Source organism: Chitinophaga japonensis (assembly GCF_007830125.1).
Taxonomy (GTDB): Bacteria; Bacteroidota; Bacteroidia; order Chitinophagales; family Chitinophagaceae; genus Chitinophaga; species Chitinophaga japonensis.
Genome location: NZ_VLLG01000002.1, coordinates 1235335 through 1250023, shown reverse-complemented (window position 1 = coordinate 1250023; position 14689 = coordinate 1235335). Strand labels below are relative to the sequence as shown.

Genomic DNA, 14689 nt, shown 5'->3' with positions numbered 1-14689 from the left:
GCACGATGTATGAAGCAGGAATATCTTATTTCCTACATCCTACTTCCTTCCTCCTATATAAAAATCCCCTTTTTACTTTAAAATTCCTGCTTTTATGCATAATTTCCTTGTCTACGGGCATAGCGGGGAATCATTTCATTTTTTTACATATAAAACGGCCCATCTTGGAGATCACAGAAAGCACCGTACAGCAGTTGCAGGAAAAGCTCGTACAGTTGCAACAGGAAATACAAAAGGTCATCATCGGGCAGGAACCCATTGTAGCCGAAATACTGGTAGCCCTGCTGGCGGGCGGGCACTGCCTGCTGGAAGGCGTGCCGGGCCTGGCCAAAACCCTGATGGTAAGAACGCTTTCACAGGCGCTGGACCTCAGCTTCCGCCGCATACAGTTCACGCCCGACCTCATGCCCACCGACATTATCGGCACCGAAATACTGGAGGAGGACCATGCTACCGGCAGGCGCTTCTTCAAGTTCAACCGGGGGCCGTTGTTCGCCAACATCATCCTGGCAGACGAGATCAACCGCACGCCGCCCAAAACGCAGTCTGCCCTGCTGGAAGCCATGCAGGAATTCGAGATCACTTACGGCGGCCAAACGTACGTACTGGACCGGCCCTTTTTTATCCTGGCTACGCAAAACCCGATAGAGCAGGCCGGCACCTACCCTTTGCCGGAAGCCCAGTTGGACCGTTTCCTGCTGTACGTAAAAATTGGCTACCCCAATGCCGAAGCGGAAACAGCCATCCTGAACAGTACTACCGGCAACAAACAGGTAAAGGTAACGCCCGTGCTGGGCGCGGTGGATATACAACAGTTGCAGCAACTGGTAAGAGAAGTAAGCATCAACGAAGACCTGGTGCAATATGTAGCCACGCTCATCCGCTCCACCCGTCCGGATACCAGCACCGTGCCCTATGTAAAGGAATGGGTGCGCTGGGGCGCCGGTCCGCGCGCCGGCCAGGCGCTGATCCTGACTGCCAAGGCCAGGGCCCTGTTAAAGGGCCGCTACGCCGTAGTGATGGAGGATATCCGCGCCATGGCATACCCTGTGCTGCGTCACCGGGTGCTGATGAATTTCAGGGCGGAGGCGGAGCATATTACTGCCGATCATGTAACGGAAGTATTGCTATCGTCATGAGCCAGCTCTTAGATCCCAAGGTATTAATGGCCATTAAGGACCTTTCCCTGGCGGCGCGTACGGTGGTAGACGGCTTTATGGCCGGGCTGAACCGCAGCCAGGTAAAGGGCGCGGGCCTGGAGTTCAGCCAGTACCGCAGCTACCAGCCGGGCGACGACCTGCGCTGGCTGGACTGGAAGATGTACGCCCGCTCCGACCGCTATTATATCCGGGAGTCCGAAACGGAAACTGCGATCAGTGTGCGCTTCCTGCTGGATGCCAGCAATTCCATGAACCACCGTTGCGGGGAGATAACCAAGATGGATTATGCCCGCTACCTGGCTGCTGCGCTGGCCTGGCTGGCCCATTTGCAGGGCGATGCTACCGGACTTTTTGCGTTCCGGGATGGCCGGCTGTTTTCTCTCCCCTCACGCCGGGACCCGCAGCATTTGGCGCGCCTGTTCTTCCAGTTGGAAAACCTGCAGCCTGCCGGGAAGTTTACGGAAGAGCTGCAGTACCGGCAGCTTTTTACCGGCGAGCGCCGCCGGGAGCTGCTGGTGTTCATCACAGACCTGTACCAGCACGGGCAGGAAATTTCGCGCCTGCTGGCCTCCCTTGCTGCCCTGCAGCACGAGTTGATCGTGTTTCACATTATGGGCAGGAACGAACTGGAAATGGATTATGCGGGCTACACCACCCTGGAGGACCTGGAGACCGGGCAGACGGTGGATATCAACGATACGGATATGAAGCGCAGCTACGCCACCGGCCTGCAGCAATACCTGGCGGGTATACGCCGGCAGATGCTGGGGCAGCACATCTTTTACCGGCTGCTGCGTATGGATCAATCATTGGACAGCGCGTTGCGCGACTTCCTGCAACAACGGCAAAAATCAATCACATAAACTTGTTCCAGCTACTGCAACCCATATGGCTCTGGTTAACAACGGGCATCCTGGTCCCGGTGATGATCCATTTATGGAACATCCGCCGGGGGAAGACCCTGCGGGTGGGCAGCATTGCCCTGCTCAAAGCAGGCGGGCACCGGCAATCCCGCCGGCTCCGGCTAACGGAGCCGCTCCGCCTGCTGCTGCGTTGCCTGCTGATCATACTGGCGGCGGTATTGCTGTCCAGGCCGGTATGGCAGCAGCGCCCCCGGCAAAAAGAAAAAGGTTGGGTGCTGTTGCCGGGAGAAAGATGGCAGGAAACTTACCAACATTTTCAATTATCCATAGATTCCCTGCTGCAGGCCGGGTATGCCCTGCATTATTTTAATCCCGGTTTTCGCGCTGCCGGCTTAACGGCCACCTTCTACGGGAATATGGAGATGGACAGCACAATGAGCTACTGGGCCTTGCTGGACAGCCTGCAGCAAATGCCCGGCGCGCCACGGTCCTTTTTTATATTCACGCCGGCCTGGCTGCACCGCTTCCGCGGGCAGCGACCTGCCATTGATACGGGTGTACACTGGTACGCCTATACGCCGGCAGACTCTGTAGCCACCTGGCCGGGGAATGCTTACGCCACTCCATCCGGGAGCATTTATGCAGGCCGGGTCAGCAGCCGCCCGGGCGGTAATTCCTATGCCTGGGAAATATTGCCTTTTGGCGCGGCCCCGCAGCCAGTGGATACTACAACGATGCGCATCACCCTGTTTGCCGATGCCTTGATGCAGGATGCCCTTTATCTCAAGGCTGCCATAACAGCCATTCAGCAATTTACCCAACACAGGCTGGCGCTGCAGGAAGTGCATCAAACGACGGCACTGCCCGCGCAAACGGACTGGCTGTTCTGGCTGTCCACGCAACCCCTGCCGCGGGATGTGCAGGCGCGTAATACCTGGCGCTACGATACCGGCCAGGTGGTCAACAGCGCATCCTGGATCATTTCCGGCACCGCCGCGCCGGTGCCTTTGTATAAACGGGTACAACCGCCACTCACCGCTGCCGAAGCGGTTCCGCTGTGGCAGGACGGTTTTGGCAATCCCATCCTGCGCCAGGAAAAGGGGCCGCAAACTACGCAGTACCATTTTGCCAGCCGCCTGGATCCTGCCTGGAATGAGCTGCCCTGGCAGGCGGACTTTCCCGCCATGCTGCTGCAGCTTTTGTTCCCCGATAGCAATAATGTGATCACCGGCAAGGACCGCCGGATCATTGCCGCGCAACAACTGCAACCGGATCATACAGCCGGGAATATGATCACGCGCAGCAGGACGGCTGCTATCACTACGGACCTTTCCCCTTTTTGCTGGGCGCTGCTCCTGCTCCTGTTCTTAATAGAGCGCCTCTGGGCTTTCCGGGTTAAAAAACTACCTGCAGATGGTTGAGCAGCAAGCGGCACATATGATCCATACGCTCCGGCGGCAATGGCAGCATGCGATGCTGGTCACCCGCCTGCTGATAGCGCTCGGGGTGGCGCTGGTGGCGGGCGTGCTGTTGTACCGGGTGCAGGGCTCCCTTTGGTGGATGCTGCCCATAGGAGCAGGCAGCCTGCTGGCCCTGCTGCTGCCGCGCCGTGCCTGGCGCATACGCCTGGCTGATGCAGTCCGGTATCTGAATACCACCATTCCGGCAATGGAAGAAAGCAGCGGGCTGCTACTGAAGCCGCCGCACAGCCTGGGACTGCTGGAGCAGTTGCAGGTGCGCAGGATAGCGCCGGTACTGCAGGAAATGTCATTGCCCCGCCCATACCGGCGGCAGTTGCGCACTGCCGCCTGGTTCTTTGTGGGGGCAGTAGCAGTAAGCATTGCCCTGTTGCAGTGGCGGCCCCCGTTCCCGGCCCGTTATGCGCCCGGCAGACAGGGGACAGAACAGGCAGGGCGTCGTCCATCGCTACCGCCGGCAATTGCAGCAGCTACCATTACTATTACACCACCTGCCTATACCCGTAAAACGCCCCGTAGCCAGCAGCCACTGGACCTGGAAGTGGAGGAAGGCGCCCACCTGCACTGGCAGTTACGGACCAGCCGCCCGCTGCGTTCCCTGCAACTGCTGCTTAATGACTCGGTGCGCCTGCCCCTGCAGGCTAATGCCGGGGACAGCACGCAGTGGAGCGGCGCTTATACAGTCCATCGCCCGGGCTTTTACCAGGTGTTGCTGGAGGGCCAGGCATCGGAGCTGTATAAGCTGGCGGTATTGAAAGACCGGCCACCGCTCATTACTGTTCAATCCCCGCCTTCCTACACCGTTATTGATTACGGCCAGCCGCAGCAGGTAACCGTAAAAGTGCGCCTGGCGGATGACTATGGCATCACCGCTGCGGGCATACAGGCTACGGTAGCCAGCGGCAGCGGGGAGGCGGTGAAATTCAAAGAGCAGCCGCTGCCCTTTGCTGCGGCTTTTAATGGCACACGCACGCAGTATGCGCTGGAAAAGACCATCCGCCTGCCAGTGCTGGGCATGCAGCCGGGCAGCGAGCTGTATTTTTACGTACAGGCGCAGGACAACCATGGGCAGCATAGCCGCTCCGGCGTGTACATGGTGGTGCTGCCGGATACTGCGCAACTGATGGAACTGGAAGGACTGGCCAACAGTGTAACGGTAAAGCCGGAATACTTCCGGAGCCAGCGCCAGATCATTATTGAAACGGAACAACTGATCCGCGCCCGCGATACCCTGCCTGAAAAGACCTTTAAAAACCGCGGCAATGAGCTGGGCATTGACCAGCGCCTGCTGCGCCTGCGTTACGGGCGCTTCCTGGGAGAGGAGTCCGAGACCAACATCGGCGACGACCGCGCCGAAGCAGAAGAGGAACATGACCATGACCACGATCATGATCATGCAGCAGAAACCGCCGGGGATGCCAGGGACTTTAACAATGCGGATAAAATAATAGAACAGTTCTCCCACCGCCATGACATAGCAGAAGACGCGACATTCTTTGACCCGGAAACCAAACGCCGGCTCAAAGCCGTGCTTACAGAAATGTGGAACGCGGAGCTGCACCTGCGCACCTTCAGGCCGCAGGAAGCGCTGCCCTACGAATACAAGGCCCTGCGCCTGCTGAAAGACCTGCAGCAAAGATCGCGGGCCTACGTAGCCAAAACCAGCATAAAAACAGCGCCCCTGAAACCGGAGAAACGCCTCAGCGGCGAGCTGGGAAAGATCATTGTGCCGGTTGCGCAGCACAGTTATGTGCAGGCATCCGCCCACCTGCAACAGTTAGGCTATGCTTTGTCTGTACTGGAAACGCTGCAAAACGGCGGCGCCGTAACAGACCCCGTATCCCTGCAGGTGCTGCAGCAGGCGGCGCAGCAGTTGAGCGCCCGGGCCACTGATGCACCTGCACGATATCTTTCCTCCCTGCAGGCCCTGCGCCGGGTGCTGGCTGCATTGCAGCAGCAGGAAGCGCCGCTGCCCGCCGACATTACAACGGCCGCACAGACCATTTATTCGCTGCTGCCTCCGCCGGAACCCTGGCCGCAGGCCGATGGCAGGGATACCGGTATCCACCTGTCGCAGCAGTATTTTATGAACCTGTATCAATCGCCAAAGGAATGATGGGAGGGCATTACATAGCGATCGCTGCATGTGTGGTACTGCTGGCATTCCTTTGCCGGAAGGAGACCAGGCGGCCCAATAAAGCCCGCCTTTGGGCGCGCTTGCCGGCTACCGTGATAGCAGTAGCCGGCCTGCTCTTTTTGATGGCGCCTTTTCCCTGGCGCAGGCAGGTATCGGCAACAGGTAACGGAACCGGGCCAACGAAAACAAGCGTCCGTCCGTCCGGCGTGCAGGCTATTTACTGGCAGCAGCAGCTAAATGCGGGAGCAATGCTGCACCTGCAGGGACGTTACCGGAACAGCGCCGCTACCCCGGTGAAACTGCTGCTCACCGGCTTTAATGAAAGGCTGGATTCCGTGATCATCCCGCCCGGGCAGCAACAGTCCTTTGAGCTGAAAACGAGGCCCCGGCACATCGGCAGGGCGGTATATACTTTTACGGTGCTGGCCAAAGATACCCTGGCTATGGAGCCGGTGCCTGTGGAAGTACGGCCGTTGCGCTCTTTGAAAGTATTGATGCTGGCGGCCTCGCCGGATTTTGAGCACAAGTTCCTGGCCCGCTGGCTGGCGGCACAGGGCTATGTGGTGGCCATACGTACGGCCATCAGCCGGGACAAATACAGTTATACCTACCTGGACACGGCCCGTTTTCCCCTGCAGCGGATCACAGCGGCTATACTGCCGGCGTTTGATGTAGTGGTGGCAGATGCCGCCGCCCTGGCTGCGCTCAGTTCATCGGAGCGGGCCACCCTGCAGGCGCAGGTGGCGGAAAAGGGGCTGGGCCTGGTTATAAAAGCGGATAGCAGTATGATGCGCCGCCGCTTCTATGACCGTCCGTTCATATTGTCGGCTGCCGGGAACCGGGAGGCGCACCCGCAGTCAATAACCGTCCTGCCTGCAGGAACGGTAGGCACGTTGCCCGCAGTGCAGCCGCTGTATGTAAGGTCGGCGCCCGGCCTGCAACCGCTGGTGCAGGATGGAGCGCAACATTGGCTGGCCGCTACGGCCCTGCATGGCGCCGGCAGGCTGGTGTGCACTACCCTGGGCAATACCTACGCCTGGGTATTGGCTGGCAGGGAGGAGGCTTACCAGTCGGTATGGTCCCTGCTGCTGCAAAGCGCGGCCCGTGTGCGGCAGCAGGCGGCGCAATGGCATATCGGCACTGCCTGGCCGCAGGTGCGCCGCCCGGTGCCGGTATCCCTCCAGACCTCCCTCCCGCAGCCGGCGGCTGTTGTCAATACGGCGCGGGTTAGCCTGTCGCAGGGCGCGATGCTGCCTTTTCAATGGCAGGGCGTTTACTGGCCGCTGCAGGCCGGCTGGCAGGCCACAGCGTTGCCGGCGGGGGATACCTGCTGGTGGTACGCCTATGCAGAAAAGGACTGGCAGCCGCTATCCGCGAGGGCGCAAAAACAGGTGCAGCACCGCGGTATGGCAGCAACAGCCAGTGAAAGCCGGGCGGCTATACCGCGTATATGGTTTTTTATAATGTTTTTGCTGGGCGCTGTTTTTTTATGGGTGGAAGAAAAACTGGTCTAACGGCGTAATATAGTTCCTGGAATGATATAATTTCAGGAGCACAACCAAAATCATCTAAACCGCATTTTTATCACCTAAATCTTTAAGGAGGGCCATTGCATTGAACAGAAAAGACTTTATCCAGCTTTCGGCTATGGGCCTGGGCGCATTGATGGTGCCCGGATCGCTGCTGGCCGGTAACGCCATTGATCCCGCTGAAGCATTGATGGAGGGCATGGACCTTGCCCGCAAAAAGCAGTTGTCCGATATGGCACTGGCGGCCGCCCGCGCCAAAGGAGCCTCCTATGCCGATGTGCGCATAGGCCGTTACCTCAGGCAGTTTATCATTACCCGTGAAAAGAGGGTGCAGGGTATTTCCAATACCGAATCTTTTGGGGTCGGCATTCGCGTGATTGCCAACGGTAGTTGGGGCTTTGCGGCTTCCAACAACGTAACGGAAGCCGATATTGTAAAAACAGCGGAAAGGGCCGTGGCCGTTGCCAAAGCCAATGCTAAGATCATGACGGAGCCGGTGCAACTGGCCCCGCAAAAAGGCTATGGCGACGTAAGCTGGAAAACCCCTATTGAGCAAAGCGCATTTGCCGTTCCCGTAAAAGACAAGGTGGACCTGCTGCTGAAAGTAAATGATATCGCTATGCAGGGTGGCGCCAGTTTTGTAACCTCCGCCATCATGGCCGTGAATGAGCAGAAGTTCTTCGCCTCTACGGACGGCTCCTATATTGACCAGGATGTGCACCGCATCTACCCCTTCTTTAACGTCACCAAAATAGACAAGGCCAGCGGCAAGTTTGAGACCCGCCGCTCCCTCAGCTCTCCTGTGGGAATGGGGTACGAATACCTGACCCCGCTGCCGGACAGCAAGGTGGCCGGTATTGTAACGCGTTATAAAAGCCGTTACGATATACTGGAAGACATTAAGAATGCTACGGAGAATGTAAACGAGAAGATAAAAGCGAAGTCCGTGGAGCCGGGCAAGTATGACCTGGTGCTGGACCCCTCCCACCTGTGGCTTACTATCCATGAATCCGTAGCGCATCCTACAGAGCTGGACCGCGTGCTGGGCTATGAAGCCAACTATGCCGGCACCAGTTTCCTGACCCTGGATAAATGGAAATCCGGCAACTTCCAGTTTGGCAGCAAGCTGGTGAATATTGTGGCCGACAAGCTGCAACCCGGTTCCCTGGGCGCGGTAGGCTATGATGATGAAGGCGTGCAGTGCAAGGAGTGGGACATTATTAAAGACGGCATACTGGTCAACTACCAGGCCATCCGCGACCAGGCGCACATCATCGGTCTCAAGGAATCACAGGGATGCTGCTATGCGCAAAGCTGGGAGGACGTGCAGTTCCAGCGCATGCCCAATATTTCGCTGAAACCCGGCGCCAGCCCTTTAAGCGTGGATGACATGATCAGGGATGTGGAAAAAGGTATCTACATCGTTGGCGACGGCTCTTTCTCCATTGACCAGCAGCGGTACAATTTCCAGTTTGGCGGGCAACTGTTCTACGAAATAAAGGATGGCAAAATAGCTGGCATGCTGAAAGATGTAGCCTACCAGGCCAACACCCGGGAATTCTGGAACTCCTGCACGGCTATTGCAGACAAGCGGGATTACCGCCTGGGCGGCGCCTTCAATGACGGCAAGGGGCAGCCCTCGCAGTCCAACGCCGTTTCGCATGGCAGCTCCACCACCCGCTTTAACGGGGTAAATGTTATTAACACAGCAAGAAAAATCTGACCGACTATTATGGCTATACTTAATAAAGACGAAGCACAGGCACTGCTGAAAAAAGTGCTGGGCTTTTCCAAAGCAGATGAATGTGAGGCCAGCCTCACCGGCCGTGAGGGCGGCAACATCCGCTATGCCCGTAACGCCGTGTCCACCGCCGGAGACATCAGCACGCTAAGCCTTTCCATCAGCGCTACCTTCGGTAAGAAAACCGGTACCACCACCATTAACGAATTTGACGACGCTTCCCTGGAAAAGGCCGTGCGCCGTGCCGAAGAGCTGGCGCAACTGGCCCCGGAAGACCCGGAATACATGCCGCTCCCGGGCCCCCAAACGTATAAGGACAGCATTACCTACGTGCCGGCCACGGCCGCCGTTACGCCGGATACCCGCGCCGCTGCGGTGGCAAAGAGCATACAGGTAGCCAAAGATGCGAAGCTGGAGGCGGCGGGCTTCCTGGAGAACACCACCAGCTTTAATGCGCTGGCTAATTCCAAAGGACTGTTCGCCTACAATACCGATACGGACGTTATCTTCAGCATCACCACCCGCAACCAGGCAGGTACCGGCTCCGGCTATGCCGCCCGCGGGTATAATGACATCCGCAAGCTGGATACCTACAGCGCTACGCAGGTATCCGCCTCCAAAGCCAATGGCTCCGCCAATGCCAAAGCCATTGAACCGGGCCGGTACACCGTGATACTGGAGCCGGTGGCGGCAGCTTATATGATGGAAAACCTGTTCCGCGGACTGGATGCCCGCAATGCGGATGAAGGCCGCAGCTTTATGAGCAGGCCGGGCGGCGGCAACCGGCTGGGTGAGCAACTGATGGACGATAAGGTCACCATTTACTCCGATCCTTTCCATCCCGAGCTGCCTTCCGGCACCTGGAACGGTGAAGGCATGCCGCTGGAAAAGACCAGTTGGATTGAAAAAGGCGTGGTAAAGAATTTAAGCTACTCGCGTTTCTGGGCGCAAAAGAAAGGTGTAAAGCCGGTGCCGCGCCCCGGCAACATTATTATGGAAGGGGGCGATGTCTCTCTGGAAGAGCTGATCAGGAGCACGGAACGCGGCATACTGGTATCACGGCTCTGGTACATCCGCATGGTGGACCCGCAAACGCTTTTGCTGACCGGCCTTACCCGCGACGGCACCTTTTACATAGAAAACGGCGTGATCAAACACCCGATCAAAAATTTCCGTTTTAATGAAAGCCCCGTGATCATGCTGAACAACGTGGAAGCCCTGGGTAAACCGGAGCGCACCATCAGCGTGGAATCTTACCGCAGCTACCTGGTGCCGCCCATGAAGCTGCGCGACTTTACTTTTACTTCACTGTCCGATGCGGTATAAGATCTGCGTGCGCCATACCCCGAAGGTGTGGCGCACGTATTAGCAGGATGATATCCTGCTGATGACAAATGCTACTCTTTCCTCCACCGCACCTTTCGGCACCTCCACCAGCTCATAATCATATGCCTGGTATACCTGCCGCAGCACCTCGTAAGTACGTACTGCTTCCGCAAAAGTCTGTTTCCTTTCCGTATCGGTGTGATAGATTGCTTCCCAGGGCGGGAACAAGAATACCCGCCGGTTGTACCGTAGCAGCCCGGCGGCGGTGTGCAGCATGGCATCCTCCGGCAACTGGTTGAGCCGCGTATGGCAGATCACGTCCGGTATGCCGCGGTCATAAAAACAGGCGCCGGCTGGTGGCGCGTCATAAAAGGCCGCAATGGTGCGCACTTGCATCAATTGTGTGTAAAGCGGCATGTTCCGCCAGGGCACCCCGTCTCCGCCGGCAGCTACCTGCTCCCGGATGATCTCGCGGGCCACTTCGGGCATAACGGCATATCCTGTTTTTTCCAGTGCTGCGAGTACGGTGGTTTTGCCTGCGCCGGGGCCACCGGTCAATACAAAGCATTGCGCTTTGCAGCATGGAGTTGTTGCAATCATATGAATAATGTTTAAGTGATAATGATTGAGTGATTGAAAAAAATGCCGGCACTATCGCAAAGGCGTATCCGGGAGTATGCTTAGCAACTGGTCTATCAGCGGCAGTTGGCCTGCCAGTATCTTTTGCCGCGCTTCGGGAATGGGCAGCCAGGCGGCTTTGTCCACTTCAGGGAAGGACCTTGTTTTACCGGAGCGCGGGGGCCATTCCATTTCAAAGGTATTGCTGCGGATATCCGTGGTATCCAGGTCGCCCTGCAGGGCCCAGGCATGCACCAGTTTGCCGCCCTTTTGTTTTACCGGCTCCAGGGGCAGGAGGGTATCCGGGTCTGCGGCCGGCCGCATGCCGGTTTCCTCTTCAAACTCCCGCAAGGCGGCGCTCAGCAGGCCATCGCCGTTTTCGGCCTCTCCTTTGGGAATAGACCAGGCGCCCGCATCCTTTTTTGCCCAGAAAGGCCCGCCGGGATGCACCAGCAGTACCTGCAACTGATCCCGGTAGCGGTATAATAGTATACCTGCACTGGTTTTGCCCATACCTGCAAAATTATAGTATTAAATTTTGTACACATGGGCAAGTTTGAAAAGATGCCGGATCAGCAGATCAACGGGGCATACGACAGGATGCTGAAAGGAGATGTAAAATACCGGTTTGTAATAGATATGCCGGCTTGCGGAACTTTTATTTCCCGCGGAAAAATTGTATCTATGTTGCCGGTTAGCCGTTTTCATGCATCAGATCGCCGCCATAAGATCCGGATCCTTTGCCGTTTTTGAAGAAGTATATTACCAGTTTCACGAAAAACTGTATTACTATTTCCTGAAACGCACCACCGCAGCAGATGTGGCGGAAGAGCTGGTACAGCTTACCTTTATCAAGCTGTGGCGGTACCGCAGTAGTTTGAACGAGGAGCTGCCCTTATCCCAGCAACTGTTCCGCATAGCCAGGACCACTCTAATAGATGTGCTGCGCCGCAAGGCCCAGCAACGGTCCGTGTCCCTGCCCAACCACTGGCTGCCGGAAACGGAGGACACCACGGCCGCCCGCGAGGAGCGGGAAACCCTGCACCTGGTGCGCCAGGCTATTGAGACCCTGCCTCCCGGCAGGAAGAAGATATTCCAGTACCGTATTGACGGGTTCTCCAACCGCGAAATTGCCGCCCGCCTTTCCCTCTCTGTAAAAACAGTGGAAAACCAGTTGAACCGCGCTATCAAGCAGCTTCGGGAAGTACTGTAACAAATTCCGCACACCCGGTGGGTGCAATCCACTTTTCCAGCGTAGTATATTAGGAACCGGGATTTTACTTTTGCCACATGATGATAGACCGTGCACTCATAGAAAAGTTCTTACAGGGCCAGTGTACCGCCCTGGAAGCCGCCACTGTGGCAAAGTACCTGGAGCAGCACCCGGAAGAACTGGAGGCGATATTGCCGGAGCAGGAATGGGAGGCCTTTGAACCGGGCGCCCGCCTGCGGGCCGCTGATAGTGAGCAGATGCTGGACCAGGTACGCCTTGCAGCAAAGAGATACCGGTACCGCAACTGGGCCGCTGCTGCTGCCGTCATCCTCCTGCTGGGCGCAGGCGGCGCCTGGTGGCAGTTGCATCGTAAGGTGGAGCAGCCCGCTGCCGCCATCGCCAGCCAGCGACGGGAGGCGCCCGCCCGGGATACCCTGGTGCGGCACACCGGCCGCAACACCCGGCGTATTGTATTGCCGGACAGCTCGGAAGTAATGCTGGAAACCGGCAGCACGCTGCGCTGGCGGCATGGATTTACGGCCACACAGCGGGCACTGTACCTGGAGGGCGCCGCCACTTTCCGGGTAACAAAAGAAGAGGGACGACCATTTATCGTATATTCAGGAAATGTAGCAACCACCGTGCTGGGCACCACTTTCAGGATCTGTGCATATGAAGGGCATAAGACCGTGAAGGTAAGATTGCTGTCCGGCAAGGTAATGGTAAAAACCACAGGAGCTCCAGCCGCTGGGGAGATGGTGTATTTAACGCCCGGCCAGGAATGCGCTTTCAACAAGGGACAACGCTCGCTTACCGTGTACCGGTACGGGCAGCCGGAAAGCACGCCCCGGGCGCCATTAAAAGGCAACATCAAAGACAACGGTGAAGAGCTCCTGTTTACCAGCGTACCCCTGCCCGAAGTGCTGGACCGGTTTGAAGCCGTGTATAAGGTCCGTATTACCTTTTCCCCGCAGCAGTTACGTAAATATTATTTCACGGGGCAGATCCGCAAAAGCGACGCCCCGGAAGGCATACTGCAAACAATAGCCACCCTCAACCGGCTGAAGGTTACACATGATAGTACGGGATACCATGTCTTTAGATAAAACACCGTGAAAGAAAAATGCCGCATGCATAATAAGTGATCGCTGATCATTCATCAGGCATGCGGCATTATTCGTCAAAGATCAATTACTCTATTGGTGCCCTTCCCCGTATAATGCTTAAAAGGATCGCAATAACGGCCAATACCAGCAACGCATGTATCAACGCGCCTGCTGAATACACAAAGAAGCCTAACACCCATCCTATGATCAAAATAAGGGCTATCAGATACAGTATGCTTCTCATATGAAAACGTTTTGGTTACCAACCCAGGTAAAAAATCTGTGCCAACCCCGTAGTGCTTTATTTATAATGACATAGGGGCTTTACCCCTGTTTTTTTGCTGTGGAAGGGATTCCACCATGCGGGCAAAAAATAGGTCATAAACAGGGCCTGAAAATGCATCCCGGGCCGCTGCGCGTATGCGCATTCAAATGGTCGCATTTTTGAAATACCAATTAAAAAAACGAGGCCATGACCTTTCCTAAAGTAATGCCCCTGGGCGATAGCGAGATCATACAACAAAAGCTGGGCATAGCAATCGTAGGCTTGGGTGAATACAGTACGGACCGCATTATACCAGCCCTGCACCAGACCAACTACTGTGGCCTGGAAGCAGTGATATGCGGGAAGGACCACGATAAAAAACAGGTGGCGGACAGCTATCATGTGCGCCGCGAACAGGTGCTGCACTATGATGAAATGGATACCCTCTGCCGCAATGATGCAGTGCAACTGGTGTACATAGCAGTGCCTAACAGCCTGCACTGCAAATATGTGCTGAAGGCGGCGGCTGCCGGCAAGCATATCCTGTGTGAAAAGCCGCTGGCGCCCACGGTAAAGGAATGCGCCGAAATGGTGGCTGCCTGCAAGGAGCACGGGGTAAGACTGTATACCAGCTACCGCCTGCAGTTCAGCCCATACCACCAGGAGATATCCAGGCTGGGCACCACCCGGGTGCTGGGAAAGGTAAAGCATATACAAGCCGCCAACAGCATCCACCTGGAAGCCGGCAGCGGCTGGCGGCTGGATAAGGAGCTGGCCGGCGGTGGCTCCCTGCTGGATGTAGGCATATACCTGGTGCAGGCCTGCCGCTACGTGACGGGAGAAGAGCCGGTAGCGGTGAAAGCGTCCGTGCAGAATAAACGGCCGGATGTATTCAAGGAAGTGGAAGACACCGTGCAGTGGGAAATGCGCTTTCCTTCCGGCGCCATCGCAGATTGTACCTGCAGCTATTCGGCAACAGACAGCTTCATCACAGTGGAGGCAGAAAAGGGAGCCTTTTCCCTGGACCCTGCCTTTACTTTTGAAGGAATACAGGGGCGGGTGAACAAGGAAGCCATGAAGTTTCCCGAGGTGATGCCCGAAGCGCTGCTGCTGGACCACGTAGCATACAGCATCCTGTATAAGGCGCCATCGCCGGTGAACGGAACGGAAGGAATGAAAGACATACGCATTATAGCAGCTATCTACCGCAGTATTGCTTCCGGTAAGGAAGAACGCCTGTAGAAATCATTTAC

13 protein-coding genes are annotated in these 14689 nt (G+C 56.7%); 10 read left to right on the top strand and 3 right to left on the bottom strand.

Annotated features, from left to right (window positions below; all coding sequences use genetic code 11):
* Positions 1 to 164 precede the first annotated feature (164 nt).
* From LX66_RS04925 to LX66_RS04895, 7 genes are all read left to right on the top strand, one after another.
* The gene (locus LX66_RS04925; protein ID WP_211366006.1) at positions 165 to 1139 is read left to right on the top strand and encodes an AAA family ATPase; all 975 of its coding nucleotides are present in this window, start codon (positions 165 to 167) and stop codon (positions 1137 to 1139) included.
* Positions 1136 to 2023, top strand: a complete 888-nt coding sequence (locus LX66_RS04920; RefSeq protein ID WP_211366003.1) for a DUF58 domain-containing protein — start codon at positions 1136 to 1138, stop codon at positions 2021 to 2023. The genes LX66_RS04925 and LX66_RS04920 overlap by 4 nt, the downstream gene beginning before the upstream one ends.
* Before the next feature lie 2 nt (positions 2024 to 2025).
* Positions 2026 to 3444, top strand: coding sequence for a BatA domain-containing protein (locus LX66_RS04915; RefSeq protein WP_158642536.1), 1419 nt, complete (start codon positions 2026 to 2028; stop codon positions 3442 to 3444).
* Complete coding sequence (locus tag LX66_RS04910; protein WP_145710766.1) at positions 3437 to 5617, top strand: DUF4175 family protein; 2181 nt, start codon at positions 3437 to 3439, stop codon at positions 5615 to 5617. Before LX66_RS04915 ends, LX66_RS04910 begins: the two co-directional genes overlap by 8 nt.
* Positions 5614 to 7152 carry a hypothetical protein gene (locus LX66_RS04905; protein ID WP_145710765.1) on the top strand — a complete coding sequence of 513 codons (1539 nt, stop codon included), beginning with the start codon at positions 5614 to 5616 and terminating at the stop codon, positions 7150 to 7152. Before LX66_RS04910 ends, LX66_RS04905 begins: the two co-directional genes overlap by 4 nt.
* A gap of 100 nt (positions 7153 to 7252) precedes the next feature.
* Positions 7253 to 8890 (top strand): TldD/PmbA family protein, encoded by a 1638-nt coding sequence (locus LX66_RS04900; protein WP_145710764.1) that lies wholly within the window; start codon positions 7253 to 7255, stop codon positions 8888 to 8890.
* Positions 8891 to 8899: 9 nt separating this feature from the next.
* Entirely contained in the window at positions 8900 to 10234 is a 1335-nt protein-coding gene (locus tag LX66_RS04895) for a TldD/PmbA family protein (protein ID WP_145710763.1), read from the top strand.
* A gap of 39 nt (positions 10235 to 10273) precedes the next feature.
* Here the strand turns inward: LX66_RS04895 and LX66_RS04890 are convergent, their stop codons facing one another.
* Both LX66_RS04890 and LX66_RS04885 read right to left on the bottom strand, forming a co-directional pair.
* Complete coding sequence (locus LX66_RS04890; RefSeq protein WP_145710762.1) at positions 10274 to 10834, bottom strand: AAA family ATPase; 561 nt, start codon at positions 10832 to 10834, stop codon at positions 10274 to 10276.
* 51 nt (positions 10835 to 10885) lie between these two features.
* Positions 10886 to 11365 carry an NUDIX domain-containing protein gene (locus tag LX66_RS04885; protein ID WP_145710761.1) on the bottom strand — a complete coding sequence of 160 codons (480 nt, stop codon included), beginning with the start codon at positions 11363 to 11365 and terminating at the stop codon, positions 10886 to 10888.
* Positions 11366 to 11558: 193 nt separating this feature from the next.
* On the opposite strand from LX66_RS04885, the gene LX66_RS04875 reads away from it, so the two are divergent.
* Together LX66_RS04875 and LX66_RS04870 are read left to right on the top strand one after the other, a co-directional pair.
* Positions 11559 to 12065: an RNA polymerase sigma factor gene (locus tag LX66_RS04875; RefSeq protein WP_145710760.1), complete on the top strand. Its 507-nt coding sequence runs from the start codon at positions 11559 to 11561 to the stop codon at positions 12063 to 12065.
* A gap of 77 nt (positions 12066 to 12142) precedes the next feature.
* A complete protein-coding gene (locus LX66_RS04870) occupies positions 12143 to 13171 on the top strand; it encodes a FecR family protein (protein ID WP_145710759.1) in 1029 nt (342 codons plus the stop codon).
* A gap of 85 nt (positions 13172 to 13256) precedes the next feature.
* On the opposite strand, the gene LX66_RS04865 is transcribed toward LX66_RS04870, so the two are convergent.
* Positions 13257 to 13415 carry a lmo0937 family membrane protein gene (locus LX66_RS04865; protein WP_145710758.1) on the bottom strand — a complete coding sequence of 53 codons (159 nt, stop codon included), beginning with the start codon at positions 13413 to 13415 and terminating at the stop codon, positions 13257 to 13259.
* Positions 13416 to 13643: 228 nt separating this feature from the next.
* On the opposite strand from LX66_RS04865, the gene LX66_RS04860 reads away from it, so the two are divergent.
* Positions 13644 to 14678, top strand: a complete 1035-nt coding sequence (locus tag LX66_RS04860; protein WP_145710757.1) for a Gfo/Idh/MocA family protein — start codon at positions 13644 to 13646, stop codon at positions 14676 to 14678.
* Positions 14679 to 14689 lie beyond the last annotated feature (11 nt).

What these genes read in the sequence shown, in the direction of transcription:
- LX66_RS04920 (WP_211366003.1), top strand. Translation starts at nt 1,136, where the DNA reads ATGAGCCAGCTCTTAGATCCCAAGGTATTAATGGCCATTAAGGACCTT.
- LX66_RS04910 (WP_145710766.1), top strand. Translation starts at nt 3,437, where the DNA reads ATGGTTGAGCAGCAAGCGGCACATATGATCCATACGCTCCGGCGGCAA.
- LX66_RS04905 (WP_145710765.1), top strand. Translation starts at nt 5,614, where the DNA reads ATGATGGGAGGGCATTACATAGCGATCGCTGCATGTGTGGTACTGCTG.
- LX66_RS04895 (WP_145710763.1), top strand. Translation starts at nt 8,900, where the DNA reads ATGGCTATACTTAATAAAGACGAAGCACAGGCACTGCTGAAAAAAGTG.
- LX66_RS04890 (WP_145710762.1), bottom strand. Translation starts at nt 10,834, where the DNA reads ATGATTGCAACAACTCCATGCTGCAAAGCGCAATGCTTTGTATTGACC.
- LX66_RS04885 (WP_145710761.1), bottom strand. Translation starts at nt 11,365, where the DNA reads ATGGGCAAAACCAGTGCAGGTATACTATTATACCGCTACCGGGATCAG.
- LX66_RS04875 (WP_145710760.1), top strand. Translation starts at nt 11,559, where the DNA reads ATGCATCAGATCGCCGCCATAAGATCCGGATCCTTTGCCGTTTTTGAA.
- LX66_RS04870 (WP_145710759.1), top strand. Translation starts at nt 12,143, where the DNA reads ATGATGATAGACCGTGCACTCATAGAAAAGTTCTTACAGGGCCAGTGT.
- LX66_RS04865 (WP_145710758.1), bottom strand. Translation starts at nt 13,415, where the DNA reads ATGAGAAGCATACTGTATCTGATAGCCCTTATTTTGATCATAGGATGG.
- LX66_RS04860 (WP_145710757.1), top strand. Translation starts at nt 13,644, where the DNA reads ATGACCTTTCCTAAAGTAATGCCCCTGGGCGATAGCGAGATCATACAA.